Annotated in this window: 22 protein-coding genes and 1 pseudogene; 13 read left to right on the top strand and 10 right to left on the bottom strand. The window is 41.7% G+C overall.

From position 1 onward, the window contains the following. Positions 1–183: 183 nt before the first annotated feature. Both JUF10_RS13475 and spxB read right to left on the bottom strand, forming a co-directional pair. Positions 184–1563 carry an FAD-dependent oxidoreductase gene (locus JUF10_RS13475; protein ID WP_203643179.1) on the bottom strand — a complete coding sequence of 460 codons (1380 nt, stop codon included), beginning with the start codon at positions 1561–1563 and terminating at the stop codon, positions 184–186. Between the two features lie 68 nt (positions 1564–1631). Beyond that, on the bottom strand, positions 1632–3443 hold the full coding sequence (gene spxB, locus JUF10_RS13480) for a pyruvate oxidase (RefSeq protein ID WP_203643187.1): 1812 nt from the start codon (positions 3441–3443) through the stop codon (positions 1632–1634). A 254-nt stretch (positions 3444–3697) separates the two neighbouring features. Here spxB and JUF10_RS13485 point away from each other — a divergent pair, with 254 nt between their 5' ends. The 7 genes from JUF10_RS13485 to JUF10_RS13515 all read left to right on the top strand — a co-directional run bounded on the left by JUF10_RS13485 (position 3698) and on the right by JUF10_RS13515 (position 10089). After that, on the top strand, positions 3698–4876 hold the full coding sequence (locus JUF10_RS13485) for a transposase (RefSeq protein ID WP_125547623.1): 1179 nt from the start codon (positions 3698–3700) through the stop codon (positions 4874–4876). 41 nt (positions 4877–4917) lie between these two features. Continuing rightward, a complete protein-coding gene (locus JUF10_RS13490; RefSeq protein WP_125547621.1) occupies positions 4918–5592 on the top strand; it encodes a helix-turn-helix domain-containing protein in 675 nt (224 codons plus the stop codon). Beyond that, a complete protein-coding gene (locus tag JUF10_RS13495; RefSeq protein WP_112234114.1) occupies positions 5589–6482 on the top strand; it encodes an IS3 family transposase in 894 nt (297 codons plus the stop codon). Before JUF10_RS13490 ends, JUF10_RS13495 begins: the two co-directional genes overlap by 4 nt. 248 nt (positions 6483–6730) lie before the next feature. Then, complete coding sequence (locus tag JUF10_RS13500; protein WP_003587210.1) at positions 6731–7198, top strand: Dps family protein; 468 nt, start codon at positions 6731–6733, stop codon at positions 7196–7198. Positions 7199–7444: 246 nt separating this feature from the next. Next, the gene (locus tag JUF10_RS13505; protein ID WP_003587212.1) at positions 7445–8188 is read left to right on the top strand and encodes an ABC transporter ATP-binding protein; all 744 of its coding nucleotides are present in this window, start codon (positions 7445–7447) and stop codon (positions 8186–8188) included. Beyond that, positions 8166–9413 carry an ABC transporter permease gene (locus tag JUF10_RS13510; protein WP_010620835.1) on the top strand — a complete coding sequence of 416 codons (1248 nt, stop codon included), beginning with the start codon at positions 8166–8168 and terminating at the stop codon, positions 9411–9413. The genes JUF10_RS13505 and JUF10_RS13510 overlap by 23 nt, the downstream gene beginning before the upstream one ends. Before the next feature lie 4 nt (positions 9414–9417). Continuing rightward, a complete protein-coding gene (locus JUF10_RS13515) occupies positions 9418–10089 on the top strand; it encodes a TetR/AcrR family transcriptional regulator (RefSeq protein ID WP_125547619.1) in 672 nt (223 codons plus the stop codon). A gap of 103 nt (positions 10090–10192) precedes the next feature. Here the strand turns inward: JUF10_RS13515 and JUF10_RS13520 are convergent, their stop codons facing one another. From JUF10_RS13520 to JUF10_RS13535, 4 genes are all read right to left on the bottom strand, one after another. Then, the gene (locus JUF10_RS13520) at positions 10193–10540 is read right to left on the bottom strand and encodes a hypothetical protein (RefSeq protein ID WP_057707481.1); all 348 of its coding nucleotides are present in this window, start codon (positions 10538–10540) and stop codon (positions 10193–10195) included. A 49-nt stretch (positions 10541–10589) separates the two neighbouring features. Then, positions 10590–11273 (bottom strand): IS6 family transposase, encoded by a 684-nt coding sequence (locus JUF10_RS13525; RefSeq protein WP_002825828.1) that lies wholly within the window; start codon positions 11271–11273, stop codon positions 10590–10592. A gap of 212 nt (positions 11274–11485) precedes the next feature. After that, positions 11486–12043 carry a hypothetical protein gene (locus JUF10_RS13530; protein ID WP_002825826.1) on the bottom strand — a complete coding sequence of 186 codons (558 nt, stop codon included), beginning with the start codon at positions 12041–12043 and terminating at the stop codon, positions 11486–11488. Positions 12044–12243: 200 nt separating this feature from the next. Next, positions 12244–13572 carry a glycoside-pentoside-hexuronide (GPH):cation symporter gene (locus tag JUF10_RS13535; RefSeq protein ID WP_164505680.1) on the bottom strand — a complete coding sequence of 443 codons (1329 nt, stop codon included), beginning with the start codon at positions 13570–13572 and terminating at the stop codon, positions 12244–12246. 134 nt (positions 13573–13706) lie between these two features. Between JUF10_RS13535 and JUF10_RS13540 the strand changes: the two genes are divergently transcribed. The 4 genes from JUF10_RS13540 to JUF10_RS13555 all read left to right on the top strand — a co-directional run bounded on the left by JUF10_RS13540 (position 13707) and on the right by JUF10_RS13555 (position 15725). Then, on the top strand, positions 13707–13958 hold the full coding sequence (locus JUF10_RS13540; protein WP_002816285.1) for an IS3 family transposase: 252 nt from the start codon (positions 13707–13709) through the stop codon (positions 13956–13958). Between the two features lie 17 nt (positions 13959–13975). Further along, a complete protein-coding gene (locus JUF10_RS13545) occupies positions 13976–14854 on the top strand; it encodes an IS3 family transposase (protein ID WP_260663732.1) in 879 nt (292 codons plus the stop codon). 300 nt (positions 14855–15154) lie between these two features. Beyond that, positions 15155–15433, top strand: coding sequence for a plasmid mobilization protein (locus JUF10_RS13550; protein ID WP_003625288.1), 279 nt, complete (start codon positions 15155–15157; stop codon positions 15431–15433). Beyond that, on the top strand, positions 15423–15725 hold the full coding sequence (locus JUF10_RS13555; protein WP_005917927.1) for a type II toxin-antitoxin system YafQ family toxin: 303 nt from the start codon (positions 15423–15425) through the stop codon (positions 15723–15725). Before JUF10_RS13550 ends, JUF10_RS13555 begins: the two co-directional genes overlap by 11 nt. Before the next feature lie 575 nt (positions 15726–16300). Here JUF10_RS13555 and JUF10_RS13560 read toward each other — a convergent pair. Together JUF10_RS13560 and JUF10_RS13565 are read right to left on the bottom strand one after the other, a co-directional pair. Beyond that, positions 16301–16981, bottom strand: a complete 681-nt coding sequence (locus JUF10_RS13560) for an ABC transporter ATP-binding protein (RefSeq protein WP_046811108.1) — start codon at positions 16979–16981, stop codon at positions 16301–16303. Positions 16982–16985: 4 nt separating this feature from the next. Then, the gene (locus JUF10_RS13565; protein WP_046811107.1) at positions 16986–18038 is read right to left on the bottom strand and encodes an ABC transporter permease; all 1053 of its coding nucleotides are present in this window, start codon (positions 18036–18038) and stop codon (positions 16986–16988) included. Positions 18039–18163: 125 nt separating this feature from the next. On the opposite strand from JUF10_RS13565, the gene JUF10_RS13570 reads away from it, so the two are divergent. Both JUF10_RS13570 and JUF10_RS13575 read left to right on the top strand, forming a co-directional pair. Then, positions 18164–19233 (top strand): IS3 family transposase gene (locus tag JUF10_RS13570; RefSeq protein WP_112278733.1). Its coding sequence is split into 2 segments (ribosomal slippage): positions 18164–18392 and positions 18392–19233, totalling 1071 coding nucleotides; the frame shifts between segments, so codons are not numbered across the junction. Positions 19234–19472: 239 nt separating this feature from the next. After that, the gene (locus JUF10_RS13575; RefSeq protein ID WP_035457754.1) at positions 19473–20048 is read left to right on the top strand and encodes a hypothetical protein; all 576 of its coding nucleotides are present in this window, start codon (positions 19473–19475) and stop codon (positions 20046–20048) included. A gap of 461 nt (positions 20049–20509) precedes the next feature. Here the strand turns inward: JUF10_RS13575 and JUF10_RS13580 are convergent, their stop codons facing one another. After that, a complete protein-coding gene (locus JUF10_RS13580; RefSeq protein WP_125702122.1) occupies positions 20510–20725 on the bottom strand; it encodes a CsbD family protein in 216 nt (71 codons plus the stop codon). A gap of 120 nt (positions 20726–20845) precedes the next feature. Then, positions 20846–20977, bottom strand: a pseudogene (locus tag JUF10_RS13585) (IS30 family transposase); the annotation flags it as partial.

Raw genomic sequence — 20977 nt, forward strand, 5'->3', positions numbered from 1 at the left:
ATACTCGACTGGCAAACACCGTATCAGGTTATGCTGACAAATTTGTCCAAAAATTCGGATTAAATTTGCAATCTACCTAAATTATTAAAAAGACAGGTTAAGAGCAATAATTTTCTTGAGTCATTGCCTTTAACCTGTCTTTTTTATATTTATCGTATTATCTATCAAAAAAGGGAAGCCGCTTTATTTATTAGTAAACTCACTTTCACCTAGCGCATGTTGAGCAGCCAAATTCAATAAACTCCATTGCCGATCAAACCCAGGTTGGAAAAAGAAATCTGCTTCAGCTAGGTCCTCTAAGGTTAGCCGGTATTGAATGGCTAAAGCCAACACATTCCCCTGCGCTGTGATGTCATGCTTTGATAGCACTGCTCCACCGACTAGGCGATGATCAAAAGGTTGGAAGAAAAGCTTTGTATAAGCTTTTGTATTTCCCTTGTCTTTTGGTATAAAAGCCGGCCGCAGATTATCTTCATAATAGGAACTGTTAACGTTGATGCCCGCACGATGCGCAGTGAAACTATTTAATCCACTTTGAGCAAAGTTGTAACTGAAAACACTCAAAGCAGAGGAGCCAACGACACCAGAAAAGGGCGTAGTGGGTATTTTTTCAAACAAATGCTTAACGATATACCGCGCCTCACGACGGGCCACTGTTGCTAAGGCGATTGGCATTTTCTTATCGGCAGCCACCGAGTAGGCCAAGGTCGCATCGCCGAGCGCGTAAACATTCGACAAATTTGTTCGCAAATAGGGGTCATTTTTGATCCAGCCACGTTCATCAAGATCAACAGTTCCTCTTAGCCAGTTGGTATTGGCTTTAACCCCGGTAGCTTGAATAACCAAGTCGCTTGGAAAATTGTCCTGCTTACTCTTGACCCACTCCACTTGTCCGTTGCGACCACAGAATTCCGAAATTTCGATATTTGTGTGAACTTTAACTCCTCTTGTCGCCAGTTCATTACTTAAAATATCAGTTAATTCGGCATCTAGATAGGTACCCAAAGGACGGCTGATAACGTCTAATAAAGTAACCTGTTTGCCTGCCTTGGCGGCAGCTTCAGCGGCCTCGATACCAATGTATCCGGCTCCGACAATTGTTACATTTTTAATGTTATCATCAGCTAGCTTAGCCTTGATTTTCGTCGCCCAATCATAGCCCCGCATCAGGAACACATTCTCTAGATCCGCACCGGGAACGGCCAATGCATTGGGGGTCACCCCCGAACTGAGAATCAGCTTATCATAGCTAACTTCGGTGTCCTGATTACTTTTAAGATTTTTTACTGAGACAGTTTGTCGACTCTGATTAATTTTAGTTACCAAATGATTATCTAGAATGTGCACGTTTGCTTGTGGAAAGCTGGCTGGACGAAAATTACGGACGTCATGGACAGACGTAACGTCATTTTCCAGGTAAAGTTCCATTCCGCAAGACATAAAGGAAATAAAATCGCCAGATTCAAACAAGGTAATGTCAATATCGTCATATCTATTAAGTAGTTCAATAATTGCTTGGTGACCACCATGTGAAGCACCAACAATCACAACTTTTCTAGTCACATTAATACCTCCAATCAGTAAATAATCAGTTTAGAATACTCAGAAAACTACACCCCAAAACGATTAATCTAGAAGCCACCTTGTCCAACTTCGTTTTGTGCATCAGTTAGTCCATACTTAGCCAAATATGTTGCGAGGGGGTGTAAGTCTTCTGCAGCGTAGCGTTGTTTGAACGCTTGAACTTCATTTATTGGATAAACCGACGAATCCAACCGCAACTTTTCAGCGGGTAATGGTCGCTCCCCGGTAATGACAGCATCAATTAAAACCGGTTCTGTTTTGGCAAGATCTCTTGCCTGATTGAAGGTGTCAGTTAGTTGATCGATTCTATCAATTCGAAATGCTTTCATGTGCACGCCAGATGCGATTTTACTAAAATCAATGTCATTAAACTCTACCCCGATAAAGTCATTTTTATTTGTATCTTCCTGCTCATCTTTAATGAATCCATATTGATGGTTGGTAAAGACAACGTTAATAATTGGCAAACGGTACTGAACCTGGGTTGCTAGGTCTTGCATCGTCATGGCTGCTCCTCCATCACCCGCTAGATTAAAAACCTGCCTTGAAGGATAATTCAGCTTCGCTGCAATTGCGCCAGGAATTCCTACGCCCATTGTTGCAAACAAGTTTGACGTAATATGTTGGTTTTTCGGAGTCAGCTTCAGATGACGATTAGCGTTTAGATTGATGTCACCAACGTCAATCGAAAAAACTGCATCGGGGTCAGCGACCTGGTTGACTGCCTTTAATACTTGGTATGCTTGCAAGGGTCCATCTGTTTTGTTCTCTAAACTAGCCAGATATTGCCGCCAATTTTTATTGTTGGCTAGGTTTGCTTGCCACCAAGAAGTTGCATCACGTTCATTAATCTGTTGTAAAATAGCTGCTAATGCTAATTTGGCATCAGCGAGGACAGCGACGTTTGTTTTGTGCCGTTTACCCAATTTTGCCGGATCAATATCGATTTGGAGGAATTTAGATGTATTCTTAAAAGCTTTAGAGACCTCAGCAAAAGGATAATTATTGCCGATAAATAAGACTGTATCAGCTTGTGCTAGCGCCTCATTGGCTGGTTTTTGCGCCACTCTGTTGGCTGATCCCAGGTAAGCCACGTAATCGTCGGGGACAATGCCCTTGGCCGGATAGGTGCTGATTAATGGAATCTTTAGTTGTTGACTTAATGCTTGTAGTTCTTTTCCAGCATCCCGCGTGCCAATTCCGTAATAGATTAGTGGTCGTTTGGCCGTTTGAAGTATGTCAACCACTTGTTTTATTTTTTCAGGGTTGGGCTGAGGCAGAAGGGGTTTTTGGTAACTATTGGCTGAGGAGTACCAATCTTCAGCCTTAATTAGTTGCCAAGGTAAATCAACAGGTATTTGAACGACTGCAACGCCTTGGTGCGCATACGCCCGGCGAATTGCCTCGTCAATTACATGGGGAAGTGTGTTGGCATTTACCGCAGTAACATTATAAATGGCGACGTCGGCATAAATGGGATTCTCGTTCATTTCCTGAAAAGTATCCATATTCATACCGGAGGTTCCAAATTGACCAATCAATGCTAATACTGGAACATGGTCTTCTCGGGCATCGTACAAACCATTTAATAAATGAGTTCCGCCAGGGCCTGCTGACCCAAAGCAAACGCCGATTTTTCCTGTAAGTTTGGCATCGGCTGCAGCTGCCATCGCGCCGACTTCCTCATGACGAACTTGGATGTACTGCAGCTGGCTTTTTTCGGCCTCAAGAGCATCCATAACCGAATTAATGGAGCCACCAGGAATCCCATATAAGTGATCAACTTGCCATGCTTCTAGCACTTTGAGAAGTGCAGTGCCGGCAGAAATTGTAGTTGCTTTGGTGTGTTTGGTAATCATAAAAATGCCTCCTACTAGAATGTGGTGCACAATTTAATTTTTAACAATGTAGTTAAAGTCTATTCTCTTTCGACACCAAAATCAAGCGCTTACATTTTTGAAATTTAAATCGTGGCTGGGACAAAAGTCCTAATCTAAAATAAAAGAACCAGGAATTCGAATTTGAATTCCTGGTTCTTTCATTTTATGTAGGCACGGTGTGCCCAAATCTGTTAATCTTAAATCACCACAAAATAAGAAAGTTGGTGCCCACCGTGTATAAACATTATAACAATAACCAAACCATATTAACATTTCCAATTGAATTTAAAATTAATCCCAATCATATTGTCGTTTCAATTAGTGATTTTGTAGATAGTATTCCCACTGAAATTCTGTATCCGGATGCTGACAAGTTTGGGCGACCAAAATATTCGCCAGCGATGATGATGAAACTCCTATTATTTGCTTATATGCGTCATACGTTTTCTGGCCGTGCTATCCAAGAAATGGCAGAGGAAAACCTACCAATGAAGTGGTTAATTGGTAATCCGGACGAAGTCCCAAGTTATCGGAGCATTAATCGCTTTCGAATTTCACAAGTAGCAAAAGGGATTATCAAAAAAATGTTTCTTCAATTTCATGAACAATTAAGTGGATATGGTTTAGTGGATGACGAATCGTTATTTATTGATGGCACAAAGATTGTCGCAGATGCCAATAAATACTCCTTTGTTTGGCGAAAAAGCGTCGAACGAAATGATGCCAAGTTAGAGGAAAAAGCTAGCGCCTTATTTGATGACATGATTCAAGAAAAGGTTAATCTAGCAACTGATGCCGAAGGCACTTTGGCGAAGTTAGATCATGCAGAACGTGAATTAGAACATGATATTGATGACCTCGATCAGAAAATTAGTGCAGAAAAAGTCATTAAAGGTGGCTCGCCATCAAAGCAACGACGAAGAAAACTAAAACATTTTAAGCATATTATTACTTCGGATTTAAAGCCTCGGAAGCAAAAATATGAAGATTATCTTGAAATTCTGGGAAACCGAAACAGTTTTTCTAAGACTGATCATGATGCAACCTTTATGCGAATGAAGGAAGATCCAATGCAAAATGGTCAATTAAAACCAGGATATAACTTACAGATTGGTACTCAAAATCAATTTGTCCTATTTTATGATTTGAATCAACGGCCAGCTGACCAAAGAACGCTAGTCCCATTTTTGAATCAAGTCCAACAAAGAAAGGCCACGTTCCGTTACGTAGTAGCGGATGCAGGTTATGGTAGTGAACCAAATTATGACTTTGTTTTAAAGGATTTTAAAGCGACGCCACTTATTCCCTATACAATGTATTTAAAAGAACAATCCAAGAAGTATAAAAATGATGCCAATAAGGTTATGAATTGGGCCTATGATTGCGATAATCCCTTTATGGTTGTCAGATGAAATACTATAATTCATCTGACTAATCATAGGGGGATTTTTGTATGCCTAGAGCTAGACACACGCTTCAGGAAAAGTTGGCGCTGTTAGCTAAATTCAAGCAATCAGGTTTATCAATTGGGACTTTTACCAGACAACATGGTATCCATCGAGAAACGCTCATGCGTTGGCAGTCGCGCCTTGAACGTGATGGGTTGGCAGGGCTCACGGAAGCGCACACAAATAATCATTATTCCAACGAATTGAAACTTAAAGCTGTTCAGGCTTTTTTGGCCGGTGAAGGGTCACTGCTGGATTTAGCCACAAAATTTGGTTTACGTTCATCAACACAACTCGACAACTGGGTTTCCAGGTATAATAGGGATAAAACCTTGACGGCCAGACCGTCTAGAAAGCGGGTCCCTACCATGAGTCGGCAAACAACTTTTGAAGAACGCATCAGGATCGTTGAATATGTGACTAAAGCTAAACACTCGTATACCGAAGCCGCGGATCACTTTCAAGTCTCCTACCAACAGGTCCGTACTTGGGTGATCAAGACTAAAAGTGGCGGCTATGAAGCGCTCGTAGATAACCGTGGGCATCGAAAAGCCAATCATGAATTAACCGAACTAGATAAGGCTAATCTCCAGATCCGAGAACTAAAAGCACAACTGGCAGATAAGGAACTCTACGAGGCCTTCATAAAAAAATTTCAGGAACTTCAGCGCAGGGGGTGAACAAACCACATCGGCTGGCTTACCACGCTATCAAGGTAGTCAGCCAAGGTAATCATGGTGCCGTAACGAAACTTTTAACCGTTATCGGCGTCAGCCGACAAGCTTATCATAAAGGGCTTAGACGACAGGAAACAACATGGGAAAAGCACAATAAACAACTCAAAACACGCACCCAATATTGGTTTGATTTTCACCACCAAGGTATCGGTGCTGGAAATCTTCTGACTAACTTACAAGCGGATAAACTAATTGATTTTCCGGTAACTTTGAAGCAAGTTCGCCGGGTCATGCGTGAACTTGATATTCGCTGTCAAGTACGGCCAAAGAAGCATAAACGGGCCAAACAAGCTGAACAATATTTACTCGACAATGTTTTAAAGCAAAACTTTCAAGTGACAGCGCCCAATAAAGTTTGGTTATCTGATTCAACTGAACTAACTTATGGGCTTAGTGGTGAGTACAAAGTCCGCTTAAGTGGTGTCTTGGATTTATATGGTCGCCGACTCTTGGCATACAATCTCAGCGCCACAGAAACGAGTGCCGCTGAGATCCAGGTTTTTCAGCGTGCCTTTACTGCAGTTGGTAAGGTCCCATCACTTATTCACACCGATCGTGGTTCGGCGTATACCTCAAGAGCGTTCAATCATTTCATCAATCAATTTGAGATCACCCGCAGTATGTCGCGTCCAGGAACACCATATGATAACGCCCCGATGGAGCGCTGGTGGAATGAATTTAAACTTCGCTGGATGGCGCGTCATCCGCGAGCAAAGACCTATCAAGAGTTAATAACGCTCGTTGAATCAGGAATCGAATATTTTAATCATGACAATCGCTCAGCACAAAGAAATGGCCTCACCCCGGATGAATACTGGAATGAAGCCATCTAAGTGACCAAAAACTTTATATTATTTCATTTGTCAACTTGACAGGGCCTAGTGCAGTTTTGAACATCTTCATAAGGTAAATAAAATTCAATTGTAGATTTATTTAATTTTACAATCTACCATATAACGTCTCCATCTTTTCAAAACGACTTAATTCTACGGGCTATAAATAACTTAATTTGCCAGTCTATAACGTTTCAGATTAAGCTACCACTATGTTATAATGACCATATCGAAAGGAGATCAATCTAATGAAATATACGAAAACCAAAGCAGTATTAAATCAACTCGTTGCCGATTTGAGCCAGATGTCAATGATTATCCATCAGACGCATTGGTACATGCGTGGACCCAACTTTTTGAAGTTGCACCCCTTGATGGATGAGTTCATGGAAGAAATTGACAGCCAACTCGATGTCATTTCTGAACGGCTGATTGCGCTTGATGGCAGTCCTTACTCGACCTTAAAAGAAATGGCCGAAAACACTAAGATTCAAGACTGGCCTGGTGAATGGGACAAAACAACCCCAGAACGCCTCGCACACTTAGTTGATGGCTATCGTTACTTGGAAGACCTTTACCAACACGGCATTGAAGTATCCGATGTTGAAAAAGACTTCAGTACCCAAGATATTTTCATTGGTCTCAAAACCGCAATTGAGAAGAAAATCTGGATGATTCAGGCAGAGCTTGGGTCGGCGCCGGAAATTGATGAATAAAATAATATTAAAAAATCGGTAGGCTTAAACATTGCTAACGCTTATATCAGTGCTGCTATTTAATTAAAATGCGACATCCCAACAACGGGGTGGCGCATTTTTGTTTGCAATGCGGTGACAAATAGGCCGGAAACAAAATAAGTGAGTGATAACTCATTTTAATGTTGACAAACCGAGATGTACTGATTATACTAAGGCCATTAAGTGAGTGAGTATACACTCGCTTTGAGAAAGAGGGTTATTAAAATGGCAACGGATTATGTCATCGCCAAGCAGGTCAGCAAGCACTTTGGTCATCAGCAAGTGCTCAATCAGATTGATTTGACACTGCCGGCTGGAATGATTTATGGCTTGATTGGGCCATCAGGAGCTGGGAAGACCACCTTGATCAAGAGTATTTTAGGGATGGAAGCTGTGGATAGTGGCACTGTTAAAGTCATGGATACGGTGATGCCCAATAGGGCGGTAATGGCACAAGTAGGGTATATGGCCCAAAGTGACGCTTTGTATGAGACACTAACGGCCCGTGAAAACCTGACCTTGTTTGGGCAATTGATGAGCGTTCCAAAAATAAAGTTAGCACAGATGATTGATTATGCAGCCGGATTAGTTGATTTAACGTCCCAATTAGACAAGCGGGTCAGTGGCTATTCGGGTGGGATGAAACGGCGCTTGTCGTTGGCAATTGCCCTGATTCAGGATCCCCAATTATTGATTTTAGATGAACCGACCGTTGGGATTGATCCAGAATTACGGCAACAAATTTGGACCGAACTAAATAAGATCAAGGATACCGGTAAGTCGATGCTCGTGACAACGCATGTCATGGACGAAGCAGAACGGTGTGATTATCTCATGTTGATTCGGCACGGGATTGCGCTTGCTGAGGGGACACCCGCGGCACTGAAACAACAGTATGCAGTAGATACGATCGAACAGGTCTTTTTGAAAGCGGGGCGGATGCAAGATGCGAACGATGGCAATCGTTAGACGAGTTTTTAAGCAAATGTTACGTGATAAGCGTACCTTGGCGCTGATGTTTTTGGCACCATTGCTGATTATGACGCTGATGTATTTCTTATTTCAAAACAACACGACGCAAGTAGCAAGCTTGGGTGTTCATCATGTAGACCAATCCGTGGTTAACGTGATCGATACCAAAAACGTGACGATTCATCATTATGATAGTTCACAGGCACGGAAAATGATTAAGCAGCATGATCTAGATGGCTATTTGACTCAGAAAAATGGTCAATTGACGATTACTTATTCAAATAGCAATCCAACCAACACGTCTTTAATTAAGGCGAGTTTACAATCAGGATTAGTCAAGTTGAAAATGAAGACGCTGGTGACCGTTACTAAGAAACAGCGCGCGGCCCTTGAATCGCAACAAGCCGCTTTGAAGAAGCTGACAGCAGCCCAGACACAAGCAACGGTGACCAAGCTGAAGACTGCCATTGCACAAGCCCAGGCCCGCGGTGACCAGGCAACTGCTGAGAAATTACAAAAGCAACTCAAGCAGGCCACAGCCACGACGTCTAGTTCGACTCAGTCAGCTAAAGCAACCAGTTATACGACTAAGTCTCATTATATTTATAGTAGTAGTGATTCAACGTTCTTTGAAAACTTTTTTCCAGCCTTTCTCGGTTTCTTTGTCTTCTTCTTTGTGTTCTTGATTTCTGGCGTTTCACTTTTGAATGAACGCACTACTGGAACCCTAAGCCGGCTACTTGCAACCCCAATTCGACGGAGTGAAATTATTATGGGCTATCTAATTGGTTATGGGGGCTTTGCCATCATTCAGACTGTCCTGACCGTTGTTTTTACAATTACGGTCTTCAAGATTCACTTAGTTGGTAGTATTTGGCTGGTCTTTCTGACTAACTTATTATTAGCGTTAGTGGCTTTGACCTTGGGTATCTTTATTTCCACCTTTGCTAACTCAGAATTTCAAATGATTCAGTTTATTCCACTGATTGTTGTACCACAAATCTTTTTTGCTGGGTTGGTTCCAGTCGATGGCATGGCCAGTTGGTTGCAAGCAATTGCCCACATCATGCCGTTATACTATGGTGCTAATGCGATGACGGCTGTTGTGACAAAGGGTGCTGGGCTTGGCGATATTGGTGTCAATTTGTTAATATTAGTAGGGTTTATGGTCGTACTAACAATGTTGAATATTGTTGGAATGAAACGTTATCGGAAGGTGTGAGGATATGGAACGACCACGGATACGGGATTATTTTCAACAGGATCTAGGTCAGAATGAAACGATTACACCTAAGCAACGGGCCATCCTCCAGGCAAGTCTCGATTTGTTTGCTGAAAAGGGTTTTGACCAGACCAGTACTAGTGATATTGCACAACGGGCCGGCGTTGCGGAGGGGACGGTCTATCGGCGGTATAAGACTAAGGCTGCCTTACGGGATGCCATCTTAGCACCAATTACCGCGCACATTGTGCCAATCTTAGCGAGTGATTTTTCAGAGGATAAATTACGGCAGCGTTATCCCAGTCTACAGGCATTCGTCACAGCAATTTTTACGGACCGAGTTGCATTTGCTAAAGCTAACGTGAAAGAGTTAAAGGTCATTTTTGAAGTGGCAGCTTTTGACACCGAACGACGCGAACAGATTCTTAGCCAGATTGCGCCTAAGATGGTCAAGCAGATGGGAAGTGTCATCAATCAACTAAAAGCAGATCATTTGATTGTGGATTGGCCGAATGATTTGATACTGCAAAGTTTGTTATCGCAGCTATTCGGTTACCTAGCGCGGTTAATACTGGAATTGCCGGGAACTGAAATTGAGCGCGAACAAGCGTATTTGATTACGGTGATGACCAAAATATTGACCCCGGGTGAACATGATCAAATTACTGGTCAGTGAGCTAACTGTTACTTGATATAAACTAAAGCCACTTCTGTACTTAGCGGTCATTTGAACGCTAAGTACAGAAGTGGCTTTGGTCGTTGCTACGCGTGTTCGTTTGTTAATCTGCTAGTATCGTCATTTTATTCAACAAACTAGTTTGCAACTGGCTGAGTGTGGTCGTCATGTAGACCGGGTAAAGATCTGGGTTGACGAGCCGCTGAGTTGTTCGTGGGAGCTCGGCAAGTTTAGCCTGGGTCGTTGCCTGAATGGTTGTAACCGGAATTGACGTGGTGTTGGACAAATCTACCGGCGCGAGTAAAGGCCGGGCTTCAAAATGGGTGAGTCGCTGTTGGCGGTCGACACTGAGTGGGTCACTGGTGACGACGGTTAGGCTGGTCGCATCGACGATCGTCTCGGTAGCTAGTGCAATCAAATCAGCAAAGGCCCGCTTAGGGCTCTGGTGCAAATAGTCTGAGAGTGTGCCTTTTACCTAGTTGTTGATAGGGTGTTGTAGGTTATGCTGGCACCATCGCTTTTAATTCGTCCACGGCTGAAAACCCGATGAGGCTTAGCTCTCGTCGGGTTTTCTTGCGTAATGCATGGATGACTTCAATGCCGCTGAGTGTTGCACTAGCGGTTCGGATGCTTTGGAAACTTGCTGACCGCACCCGGTGTCGTTTAATGAATCGATGATCTTGTTCGATTAAATTGTTTCGATACTTGGAACATTGGTGTGCTGATTTGCTCAAGTAGTCTTGTTTCATCAGGTGCTTCACTGCCTTAAGTGTTGCTCGATATTGATCGGTGACTAAGCGATCAGGACGACCATTGGTCGTCAAAAGCCGTTTCAAAAAGTGATAGGCTGCCGCATAATCACGATGCTTTCGCAGTTCGAAGTCGAGTGTCAGACCGTTGCTATCAATTGCACGATACAGATAAGTCCAATGACCTTTGACGTTAATGTAAGTCTCGTCTATCCTCCAACTTTTGGTATGGGAGGTTTGATGTTGGCGCCATAAAGCCTTAAAGATGGGACCATAATGATGAACCCAACGCATGACCGTGGTGTGCTGCACACTAACCCCGCGATCACGTAGCAATTCAACGATATCACGGTAGCTGAGACTGAACCTAAAATAGTAGCCAACGGCTACTATAATGATATCCTGTTGAAAGTGGCGTCCTTTAAAGTAATTCATGCGCACAATCCCTCGTTTCTTGTCACTCAGTATACTAGAATGAAGTTGCCAAGCAAACTTTGCACCAGAGCCGTATTAATCTGTACATATAATGTAAAAAGCTCTATTTATAGGTAAATAAGGTCTTCAAACCCAAAAGTAGCCTTGAAACAGCAGGCGTATTGCCAGTAAGTTTCAAGACTACTTATAGGTTATTTATTCAACTAATTAGTTTAAGCTTTGATGATTTTCCCAACTGCAATTGGTAAAGTAACGTGGGCATCGTAGTTCATGACAGTTCCTTGAACAGTAGCCGGTAGCTTCAAGGTATCCGGCACACCATGAATATAAATGACCCTTTTATCAAGCTGCAAATCGTCACTGCCAAAAGCGGCATTAAACGCTGTCTGCAATTCCTTCAGATCAACGAGTTTGTCATAAGCATAGTGACCTTCTGCATCAGCCACTGGGTAACTGTCATTTGGCACATGCATCTTGGCCGGTTCAGCGTCAAATGGCACCATCGTTGTACCGGAAACCGGTTCTGTTTCTGGCAGATCAACGAAACCGTCACCATTAGCATCTTGTGCCGCTGTGGCGATTTCTGCTGGCTTACCATCCGGGAATCCGTGGAAATGTTCCCAATGCTGCACATTAGCAGGTGTATCAAACATATCGATATGAATCTTCATTTGCGCACCATCAATCGTGAACGTCGCGGCACCGTGCGGCGCGGTGCCAATCTTCTCAGCGTTCAATGGCACGATTTCTGCTGTATACTTTTCAGCCATGCAAACCACTCCTTTTAGATTTAGACTCAGTTTCAGTATAGTGCTAACTGGAACGACTCACAATCTATTGCATTTCAAAAGTGAGGTTGCAAGATTATTTGGCCAATTGCAATAACCGTTGGCGCAAAAAGGTAATAATATCACACAGCACCGGTGTTAGTTAGCAAATCAAAAACTATTATTTAGAATATAATTCGGACTTATTTTCTTGCTTCTATTGCTCGTTCAATCCGCCCCTCATCATAAAGCCGCAATACAAAATACATCCCCACATAAATAACCAACGGAATCCAAACATAATTCAAATTAATCATGGTGAGAGTTGCGGCATTCTGGGTTCGATTGGCAACGTAACCCGAAAAGTGAAACAAACCAGCTGTAATCAAGCCGCCAACACCAAGGCCGACGTTAACGCCAAAGTCATCCGTTGAAGCCAGAATTCCCTCGGCTTGGATCCCCATGCTGGCACCATAACGGATTGTGTCAGCAATCATGATTGAGACGAGGCCGATAATGATCCCATTGCCAATCGAGTTAATCAAGACACCGCCAAACAAGAACCACAGTATTTTGGTATAAACCCCAATCGCAATCACGGCTTGACCAACCAGCGCTATTAAAATACCGCGAAGCATCGTTTGCTTCTTACTGCGAACCTCGGTAATTCGAATGATCAGCAATACCCCGATTAACGCTGCCAGGGTAAAACTGTTAGCTAGTGGTACCAGGTTTTCGTTTCCCACCGTATATTTAAAATAGTAAATGGTTGTCTGATTCTTAATTGCCGTCACCAGCCAGTACATGATAATCACGATTGACATAACGATCCATGGCTGATTATGTTTCAACATTTTTAGGACAGTTGTTAACGGTTGATGGGCAATTTCAGGATTCGCGAACCGTTCGCGAACATGGACAAACGTGTTGATAATCAAAAGAAATGAAATCAGGCTAAACACGATGATTGTGCCCAAGAACCCTTTTTGCTGATTACCGTGGCCGAAGAACGCAACCAAGGGTAATGTGAATACCGCCACCACAATTTGAACCGAACTGCCAAAGAATTGACGAATGACACCCAACAACGTCAACTCACGAGTATTCTGCGACATCGTTGGTAAGATTGACGTGATTGGCAGATTAACAGCCGTATACAGAAATCCAAGGCCTAAATACGTCACATATGCCCAGATTAATTTACCATTATACGAAAAGTTAGGCGTCACAAAGGTGAGAACCGCAAAAATAACGTAAGGTAACGAATACCAGAGGAAGAACGGTCGGCTCTTGCCAAACCGTGAATGTGTGTGATCAATCATGATCCCGATGACAAAACTTTCAACAACGTCAGCTACCCGCGCCACGACAAATAAAATGGCCACCGCGCTTGGTGTCAGTCCATAAACATCAGTGTAAAAGAATAGCAAATAGGTCGTCATCATTTGAAAGACTAAATTATCGGCGGCGTCACTTAAGCCGTAACTAATTCGTTCGGGCCACCGTGTTACCCATTTCGTCGTGCTTTTCATCCCATCATCGCCTTTATCGAAATTGTTAATCAACTTTATCATACTCTAAAATTTGGATGTAAGCTGATTCCTGAGACAACTTTTAAGAGAGCGTATAATGAATAAATCGTCTCTCAAAAGGAAGGAATTTTTACATGCCAACTCGTTACGACAAAGAATTCAAACAAAACATTATCAACCTATATAAGCAAGGCGAATCAGCTGCCCAACTGGCCAGAGAATATGGCATTGGCTATTCAACAGTTCATAAGTGGATCCAGGGCCAGGCCAAAACTCAATCCGGTAAATCGCCAGACGAAATCAAAGCGATGGAAAAGCGACTGGCTTCGCTGTCTGAGGAGAACGAAATCCTAAAAAAAGCCCTGGGCTTCCTTGCGCAGAAGTAACCAATATCTTTGATTACATTCACCAAGAAAGCCATCACCACCAGGTAACCAAGATGTGCCGAATCCTCGGTGTTTCCAGAGCCCAGTATTATCGTTATCGATCCCCAAAGCCTTCAAAACGCCGGGCCGAAGATGCGGACTTGAAACAACGGATTCTGCGGATCTTTGCGGAATTTAAGCAGCGATACGGTGTTATGAAGATCCACCATGAATTGAATCTGGAACTTCAACCACTACAGCTTCGGTGCAGTCCACGACGGATTTCCCGGCTCATGAAGGAACTGGATATCCACTCCGTTACCGTCAATAAGTGGAAAGCGGCTTCGGCTTCCAAAACCAAGGTTGAACAGCGTCCCAACTTGCTTAAGCAGGATTTCTCGACCACTGGTTTAAATCAAAAATGGACCGCTGATATGACCTATATTCAAACGAAGCGTAATGGCTGGTGTTACTTATCAACCATCATGGACCTGCACTCACGACGGATTATCGGCTATTCGTTCTCAAAAAAGATGGCTACTGATTTAGTCTTAAAGACCCTTGAAAGCGCGGTTAAAAATCGAACCATTACTGGGGACCTGATTATCCATACGGATTTAGGATCACAGTATACCAGCGATGATTACAATCAACGTTTAACTGAGCTACATATCCGCCACTCATACAGCCGTAAGGGTTGTCCGTATGATAATGCGCCAATGGAATCCTTTCACGCTTCCCTCAAAAAGGAATGTGTTTATCCAGTGCCGGTCTTTGAAGATTATGAAACTGCCGCTGCCGTCCTTTTTGAATATGTGCATGCTTTCTACAATAGGAAGAGAATTCATAGTTCACTGGGCTACCAGACCCCCTTACAAGTTGAAATTGCAACACTTACGAGCCAAATGGCCGCCTGATTTAATGCTTTCCAGGGTTCAAATAAGTTATTAATCGCGATTAATGATTTATTTGAGCTGTGGAAGGTAAACGCGGTTCTGAATGTCTCTTAAAATCTGTCTCAAATATTGACTTCAATCCAACTGGATGTAAGCTGATTCCTGAGACAGCTTCTAAGAACGTTTGAATCTTTGATGGGTAAGACAACTTGTTGCATAAGCTGTTAGTTCCTTTACTTTAAAATTAATTTAGTTGCAGAAAACCTAAAAATCGAATATTATAATGTAGTACGATGGTAAACTTAAAGGAGGCGGATTAGAATGAGTAATACTATTATTAAAAACAAGACAATTTCAACTCGTGTAACACCTGACATTAGTGAACGGGCTAAAGCTAATCTAGCAAAACAAGGGCTAACCGTTTCTGAGTATATACGCTTATCGTTAGTTAAAGCGGCCAATAATGAAGTTCGATTAGTCAGCTTTTTAGATTCTCCGGAAGCCTTAGCCGCTAAAAAAGAAGCAGAAACAGGGCAGGTCAAAAACATTGGTTCATTGACTGACTTTGAAGATTGGATCGATAAGTTAGATGCAAATTAAACAGACCAAATCTTTTGAACGTGAATTAAAAAAACTAGTCAAAAAACATTTCCCAATAACTGTCTTGAAGCCTTGTTTAGAAGCAATTGTTGAACAAGATGTACTTGTTTTGAAACAGATTAAAGATCATGCATTAAAAGGAAATTGGCGTGGCTATCGTGAATTTCACCCTGCCAGATATGGCAACTATGGTAAAAATTATGACAACTGGATTGTTATTTATCAGCTAGATCATGATGAATTGATTTTGTTATTGGTTGCAACTGGCTCCCATGAAATCTTGAATCAATAGCTATAGTTTAGGGGCACTTATAAAAAAATAAATTAAAATAGCCCCCAATATCTATAATGTAGATATTGGGGGCTATTTTAACAACGTTTTTGAGGGGTTATTTGTGCCTTTTAATCGCCCCTATAAAACAGCCCCCGTTATCTAGTGGATAGATAATAGGGGCTGTTTTTTTGTTTAATGGTATTATAGGTACTATATTAGTATGAATATATTGGAGAAATAACATGTATAAAAACATCAAATAAATCGTCAGCGGATTGGGCGCTTTTATAATTGCCCAATGGCTCTATCATACTCTGTCACAATATCCAAACATCAATATTTGGCTGGCTAGACTGCTTCCTATTCTTATCATTTTTATTGTGTTCTTTTCTCTGCAATGGATAATCAACACATTTGAAAAGTAACCTTATAAATTTTAGTTATTATATTGGGCTGAAACCCTTGCTACAAGCGGACTAGCAAAAATGCAAGCTCGACAAAAACATAACTAAATAATCTATTGCTCTTATGATGATATTTTACCAAACGAGAAAAACTAGTCCGGAATATCAGCATAAGAGCAAGTGTGTTAATCAGTCCGTATTAGATAGTTTTCCGTCGACAATTTTGTAGACATTATCAGAAAACTCTCGCAGACGATCATCGTGCGTGACGATGACGACTGCTTTTTCCTCGTCATGCGCAATATTAGCAAAAAGTTGGCCAACTTCTTTGACACGTGCCGTATCTAATGCTGCCGTAGGTTCATCGGCTAGGATGATCGCCGGGTCTGTATACAACGCACGGGCAATTGCAACGCGCTGTTGTTGACCGCCAGACAATTCGCCAGGGTATTTGTTTAATAATTTTTGAATGCCTAGCGTTTCAATAATTTTGTCAAATCCATCTTGACTGAGGTTATTGTTAGGCTTCACCTGGTCAACAAGTTTGAATTGGTCTGCTACGGTTAAATATGGCACGAGATTGTACGCCTGTAAGACGAAACCGATTTGTTCAAGTCGTGTTTTTTCGGCTTCTTTGGTACTCAAATCACTGATGTCGTGACCATTCAAACGAACTGAGCCGTCTGTTGGTGTCTGTAACCCGCCTAAAATGGTTAGCAAGGTACTTTTACCAGATCCTGAAGGACCAATGATAAGCGACACCTCACCAGCTTTAAACGCTAAACTGACGTCTTCTAGTGCCGTAACTAAATTAGTTTTCTGACCAAATTGTTTCGTCACGTGTTCAAGGGCTAGTTTTTCTTCACGCATCTTTTTAACCTCCAATTACTGATACCGGATCAATCTTACTAATCACACGAATCGGAATGATTGCACCCAGTAACCCGGTTACCATCAATCCGGCCGCAATGAGTCCCATCAATCCCCAATCAAATGCCATTGGTACGCTATCTGGAATCCCAAATTCAGTTAATGCCGATAGTACAGCACCAACGACGATACCAGTTGCCATAATAAAGAACGTCTCAAATAACGTATTTTGGGCCAAGAAACGATTTGGAATGCCTTGTGCACGCAAAACTGCCAAGTTAGGCAATTTTTGAACCGTTAGAATGTAGAGGAAGATGGTAATCACAATCAATGAAATGACAATCAGGAAGCCAATCATGAGACCAAACGTCGCTTTTTGCGGTGTATAACCTGGCAATTTATTGATAAAGGCTTGGTATGAATAAGTCTTTAATGCTTTATCATCGACCGATTGTGACGTTTTTGAAGTAACTACGCTACCTTGGAATTGATCTGACACGCCCTTAATGACACGCCATTGCGCTAACGCGCCATAAATAACAGGTGCGGTGTTATACGTGGCATTTTTCGCATAACCCACGATTTTATATTTCGTATCAGATAACCCAATCGAAATTTTATCCCCCATACCGTAAATATCCTTATCAACTGAGTCAGCGAGGACGACTTCGTTAGCTGCCTTTGGCAAGTGCCCCTTGGTTAATTGTAGGTTTTTAGCGATGTACTCGTCGTTATTCATCCCAACGAATTGTGCGGATTCACGTTTTCCGCCAATTTTCATATTAACTGGTGTAATGCCAAGTGTTGCGGTTTTGTCGTCGCTTAACTGATCCACCTGTTTCGTTGTCAGTAATGACTGTCCGGCATTGCCATTAGCGTCTTTGGTCATTACAAAGGACTTAGACTGCCAGCTGTCCACCGCAGCGGTGTTAGCTGTTGCCAGCCCGAGCGCCAGGGCACTTAAAATGAAAATCAAATAACTGATTAAGACGACGACTGTTAGAATCAAGCCGTACCGTAGTTTTTCTTTTTTAATCTCTCTAATTGCTAAAAACATTTGTTCCTCCTGTATTTGTTGCAGTTCAGCAAACTTACTATACACAAGTATACATGCTCTTATGATGAGATTCCGGACTAGTTTTGCTAGTTTGGTAAAATATCATCATAGGAGCATTTTTATTTATGGTTACACGTTATGAAGAGGACTTAAAAAAGTCCATTGTGGAGATGGTTAAAGCGGGACGACGATCCGATGAATTATCCAAGGAATACGGTCCTTCAGCCGATTCAATTCGGAATTGGGTTAAAGGCGCTAAATCAGTTGAGCTAGAAGACGGTACTGAAGTAACGTCCAAAGAATTCAAACAACTTCAAAGGGAAAATCAGCGATTAAAGGAGGAACTTGAAATTTTAAAAGCTGCGGCGGTGTTACTGGGAAAGCATTAGGACGAATTAATTGCCTTGTCTTCATAGAAGATCAGTTATTGCGACACCGCTTATCAATTATTCTTTCGGCACTGAAATTACCGCGCAGCACCTATTACCATTGGAAAAGATATCAACCTAGTCAACACGAACGTGTTGATAATCAGCTCAAAGAAAAAATTGAATTGATTTGGGAAAATAATTATCGTGCCTATGGTTATCCACGAATAACGATGGTGCTTCGCAAGTCAGGCATCTGTGTTGGGTCAAAACGAATTTTACGATTAATGAGGGAAATGGAGATTCACTCTTTAATGAATCGGCGATTTAAAAAACCTGGCACTCATGTGGATCATTCACAACGCCCCAATTTAATCAAGCACCAGCCCAATGCAAGGATATGGCGTGCTGACATTACTTATTTGGAATTACGTCCAGGAACCTGGGTTTATCTCAGTTCTATTTACGAACCAAAGGTTCATCAAGTTCTTGCTTTCAAGATTGGTCGTCAGATGGAGGCGACGTTAGTTGTAGAAACGATTAATCAGGCGCTTGAATGTCATCAAAAGCCACAATATTTTCACTCTGACATGGGTTCACAGTACACCAGCAACGAAGTTGAAACTTTACTTGAACGGCATCAGATTAGCCACTCATACTCAAAACAAGGTTATCCTTATGATAATGGGCCAATTGAAGCTTTTCACTCATTGTTGAAGAGAGAGTTTGCCTTTCAAACAACTTTTTCCAATTTTGAGGACTTGGTAATCCGAACCTCAAATTACATCAGTTGGTTTAATTCCGACAGAATTAGAACGAGTGTTTAGAAAAAGATGTGCCATTTATTGACATAGGAGCAATATTCATACCGGCGCCAATCATTGCACCCAACATATCACGCCGAGAAATAGATGCTTGGGCAAAGATTGCTTGCAAGCGTTTAGACAATTTATCACTAGGACTAGCGTTAGCTAGCATTTCATCAATTGCTTGGTAAAAGGTAGATGATGCAGTATATGTTGCTATATTCACTAGTGACAAAACTAGAGTTGACCAAATCCTTCAATTGATTGGCAACGACAATGTTGAATGTACTGATTATCTTGAAGATAACTTTTTTGCTTGGATGTTTTGGAAATATGATCGAAACAACAGGCAAATTAATTCTGATATTGGATTGCCAGCAATGAATGCGTTCTCGGGAACAATTCAACGAGATGATTTGCAAGATATGATAATTGGTCGCTCACCTAATATTACTGATTTATCAGTCTTAAAGATGCATATCGCCCGACAGTTTCCATTGAGAAGTGTCGGAATGGAGTTAACTGAGCGTGGTAACAAGGTATATTTTAAAGTTGATGTTCATAATCAAATTGTTGTTGATACGAGAAAATCTAAAATGGTTAGCGATGGGATAACTGATACCGTTTTGGTGGAATTAAAAGAATATCCACTAATAGTGTATATCTATAGTTACATTATTCCACTGCTCAATGGCCTGTATGAAAGTGAAGAGCCAGATTTCACAGAACAATTAAATTCCTATAGTAAAGACTTAGCAAAGGAGATTATTCTTGATTTAATTGGAGCAACGGGTATTGATATACAAGAATTTGATAAATTAGCTATGAAGCTTTAGTTGTACTAATTGCAAATGGGACTACGGAAACTTTTAATAGATTTATCGAAAAGTTCAGCTAATCACTGTTTTTTTTGCATATGGTCAGGAGGTGGCGATATCATGATTAATTCATAGTAAATACGGGTATGAGTTTCCGGAGTGGGCACAGGCGGGTGCTCGGCTCGATAAGATGGTGTAAGGATAATAGACGTCGTGCTAAATAGCGTGGCGTTTTTATTTTGCCCAAAATTTGGAGGTGGCCGGCATGGGCCAGATGGTAAATAGCAGATTTGGCCTTGTCAGTCGCACAGAGACACGTTGCTTGGGTGACTTAGAACATCAGCTTAAAGATGGACGGTGGTAACGTAAAAAGCCGCAGCGACCACATAAGCCGCGTATTACAGTGTGGAGAAAAAACAGGGTAACAAGCGTGAAAAAATAAAAGAAGACCAGATTTTGGTCTTCTTAAAAATGATAATTTATTTATCGTCTTTATCTAACTTTTCCTTTACGTTATCAACCGTATCTTTAACAGCATCTTTGGAATCTGACAGTTTATCTTTAGCCTTACCTAGAATACCTTGACCCTTACCTTCAGCTTCGCGGGCCTTGTCGTTCGTAACCTTGCCTTCAACTTCTTTAGCTTTTCCACTTACCTTATCTTTGGTGCTATCAATTTTGTCATCTAGACTCATAATATAACCTCCCATAATGTATTTGTTACAACAGTATTATTCCACATTTTAATTTGCTTGTCTAATAAGGAGATCCTACAAGAGATAGTGTGAATGACACTTATAAGGTAGATTGCAAATTTAATCCGAATTTTTGGACAAATTTGTCAGCATAACCTGATACGGTGTTTGCCAATCGAGTATTTTAAGCGGTCGCTGGTTAATTTGGAGTAACGTCGTCGTTAAATCTTGAGCACTAATGTGCTCAAAACG

This window comes from Levilactobacillus andaensis, from assembly GCF_016861695.1.
Taxonomy (GTDB): Bacteria; Bacillota; Bacilli; order Lactobacillales; family Lactobacillaceae; genus Levilactobacillus; species Levilactobacillus andaensis.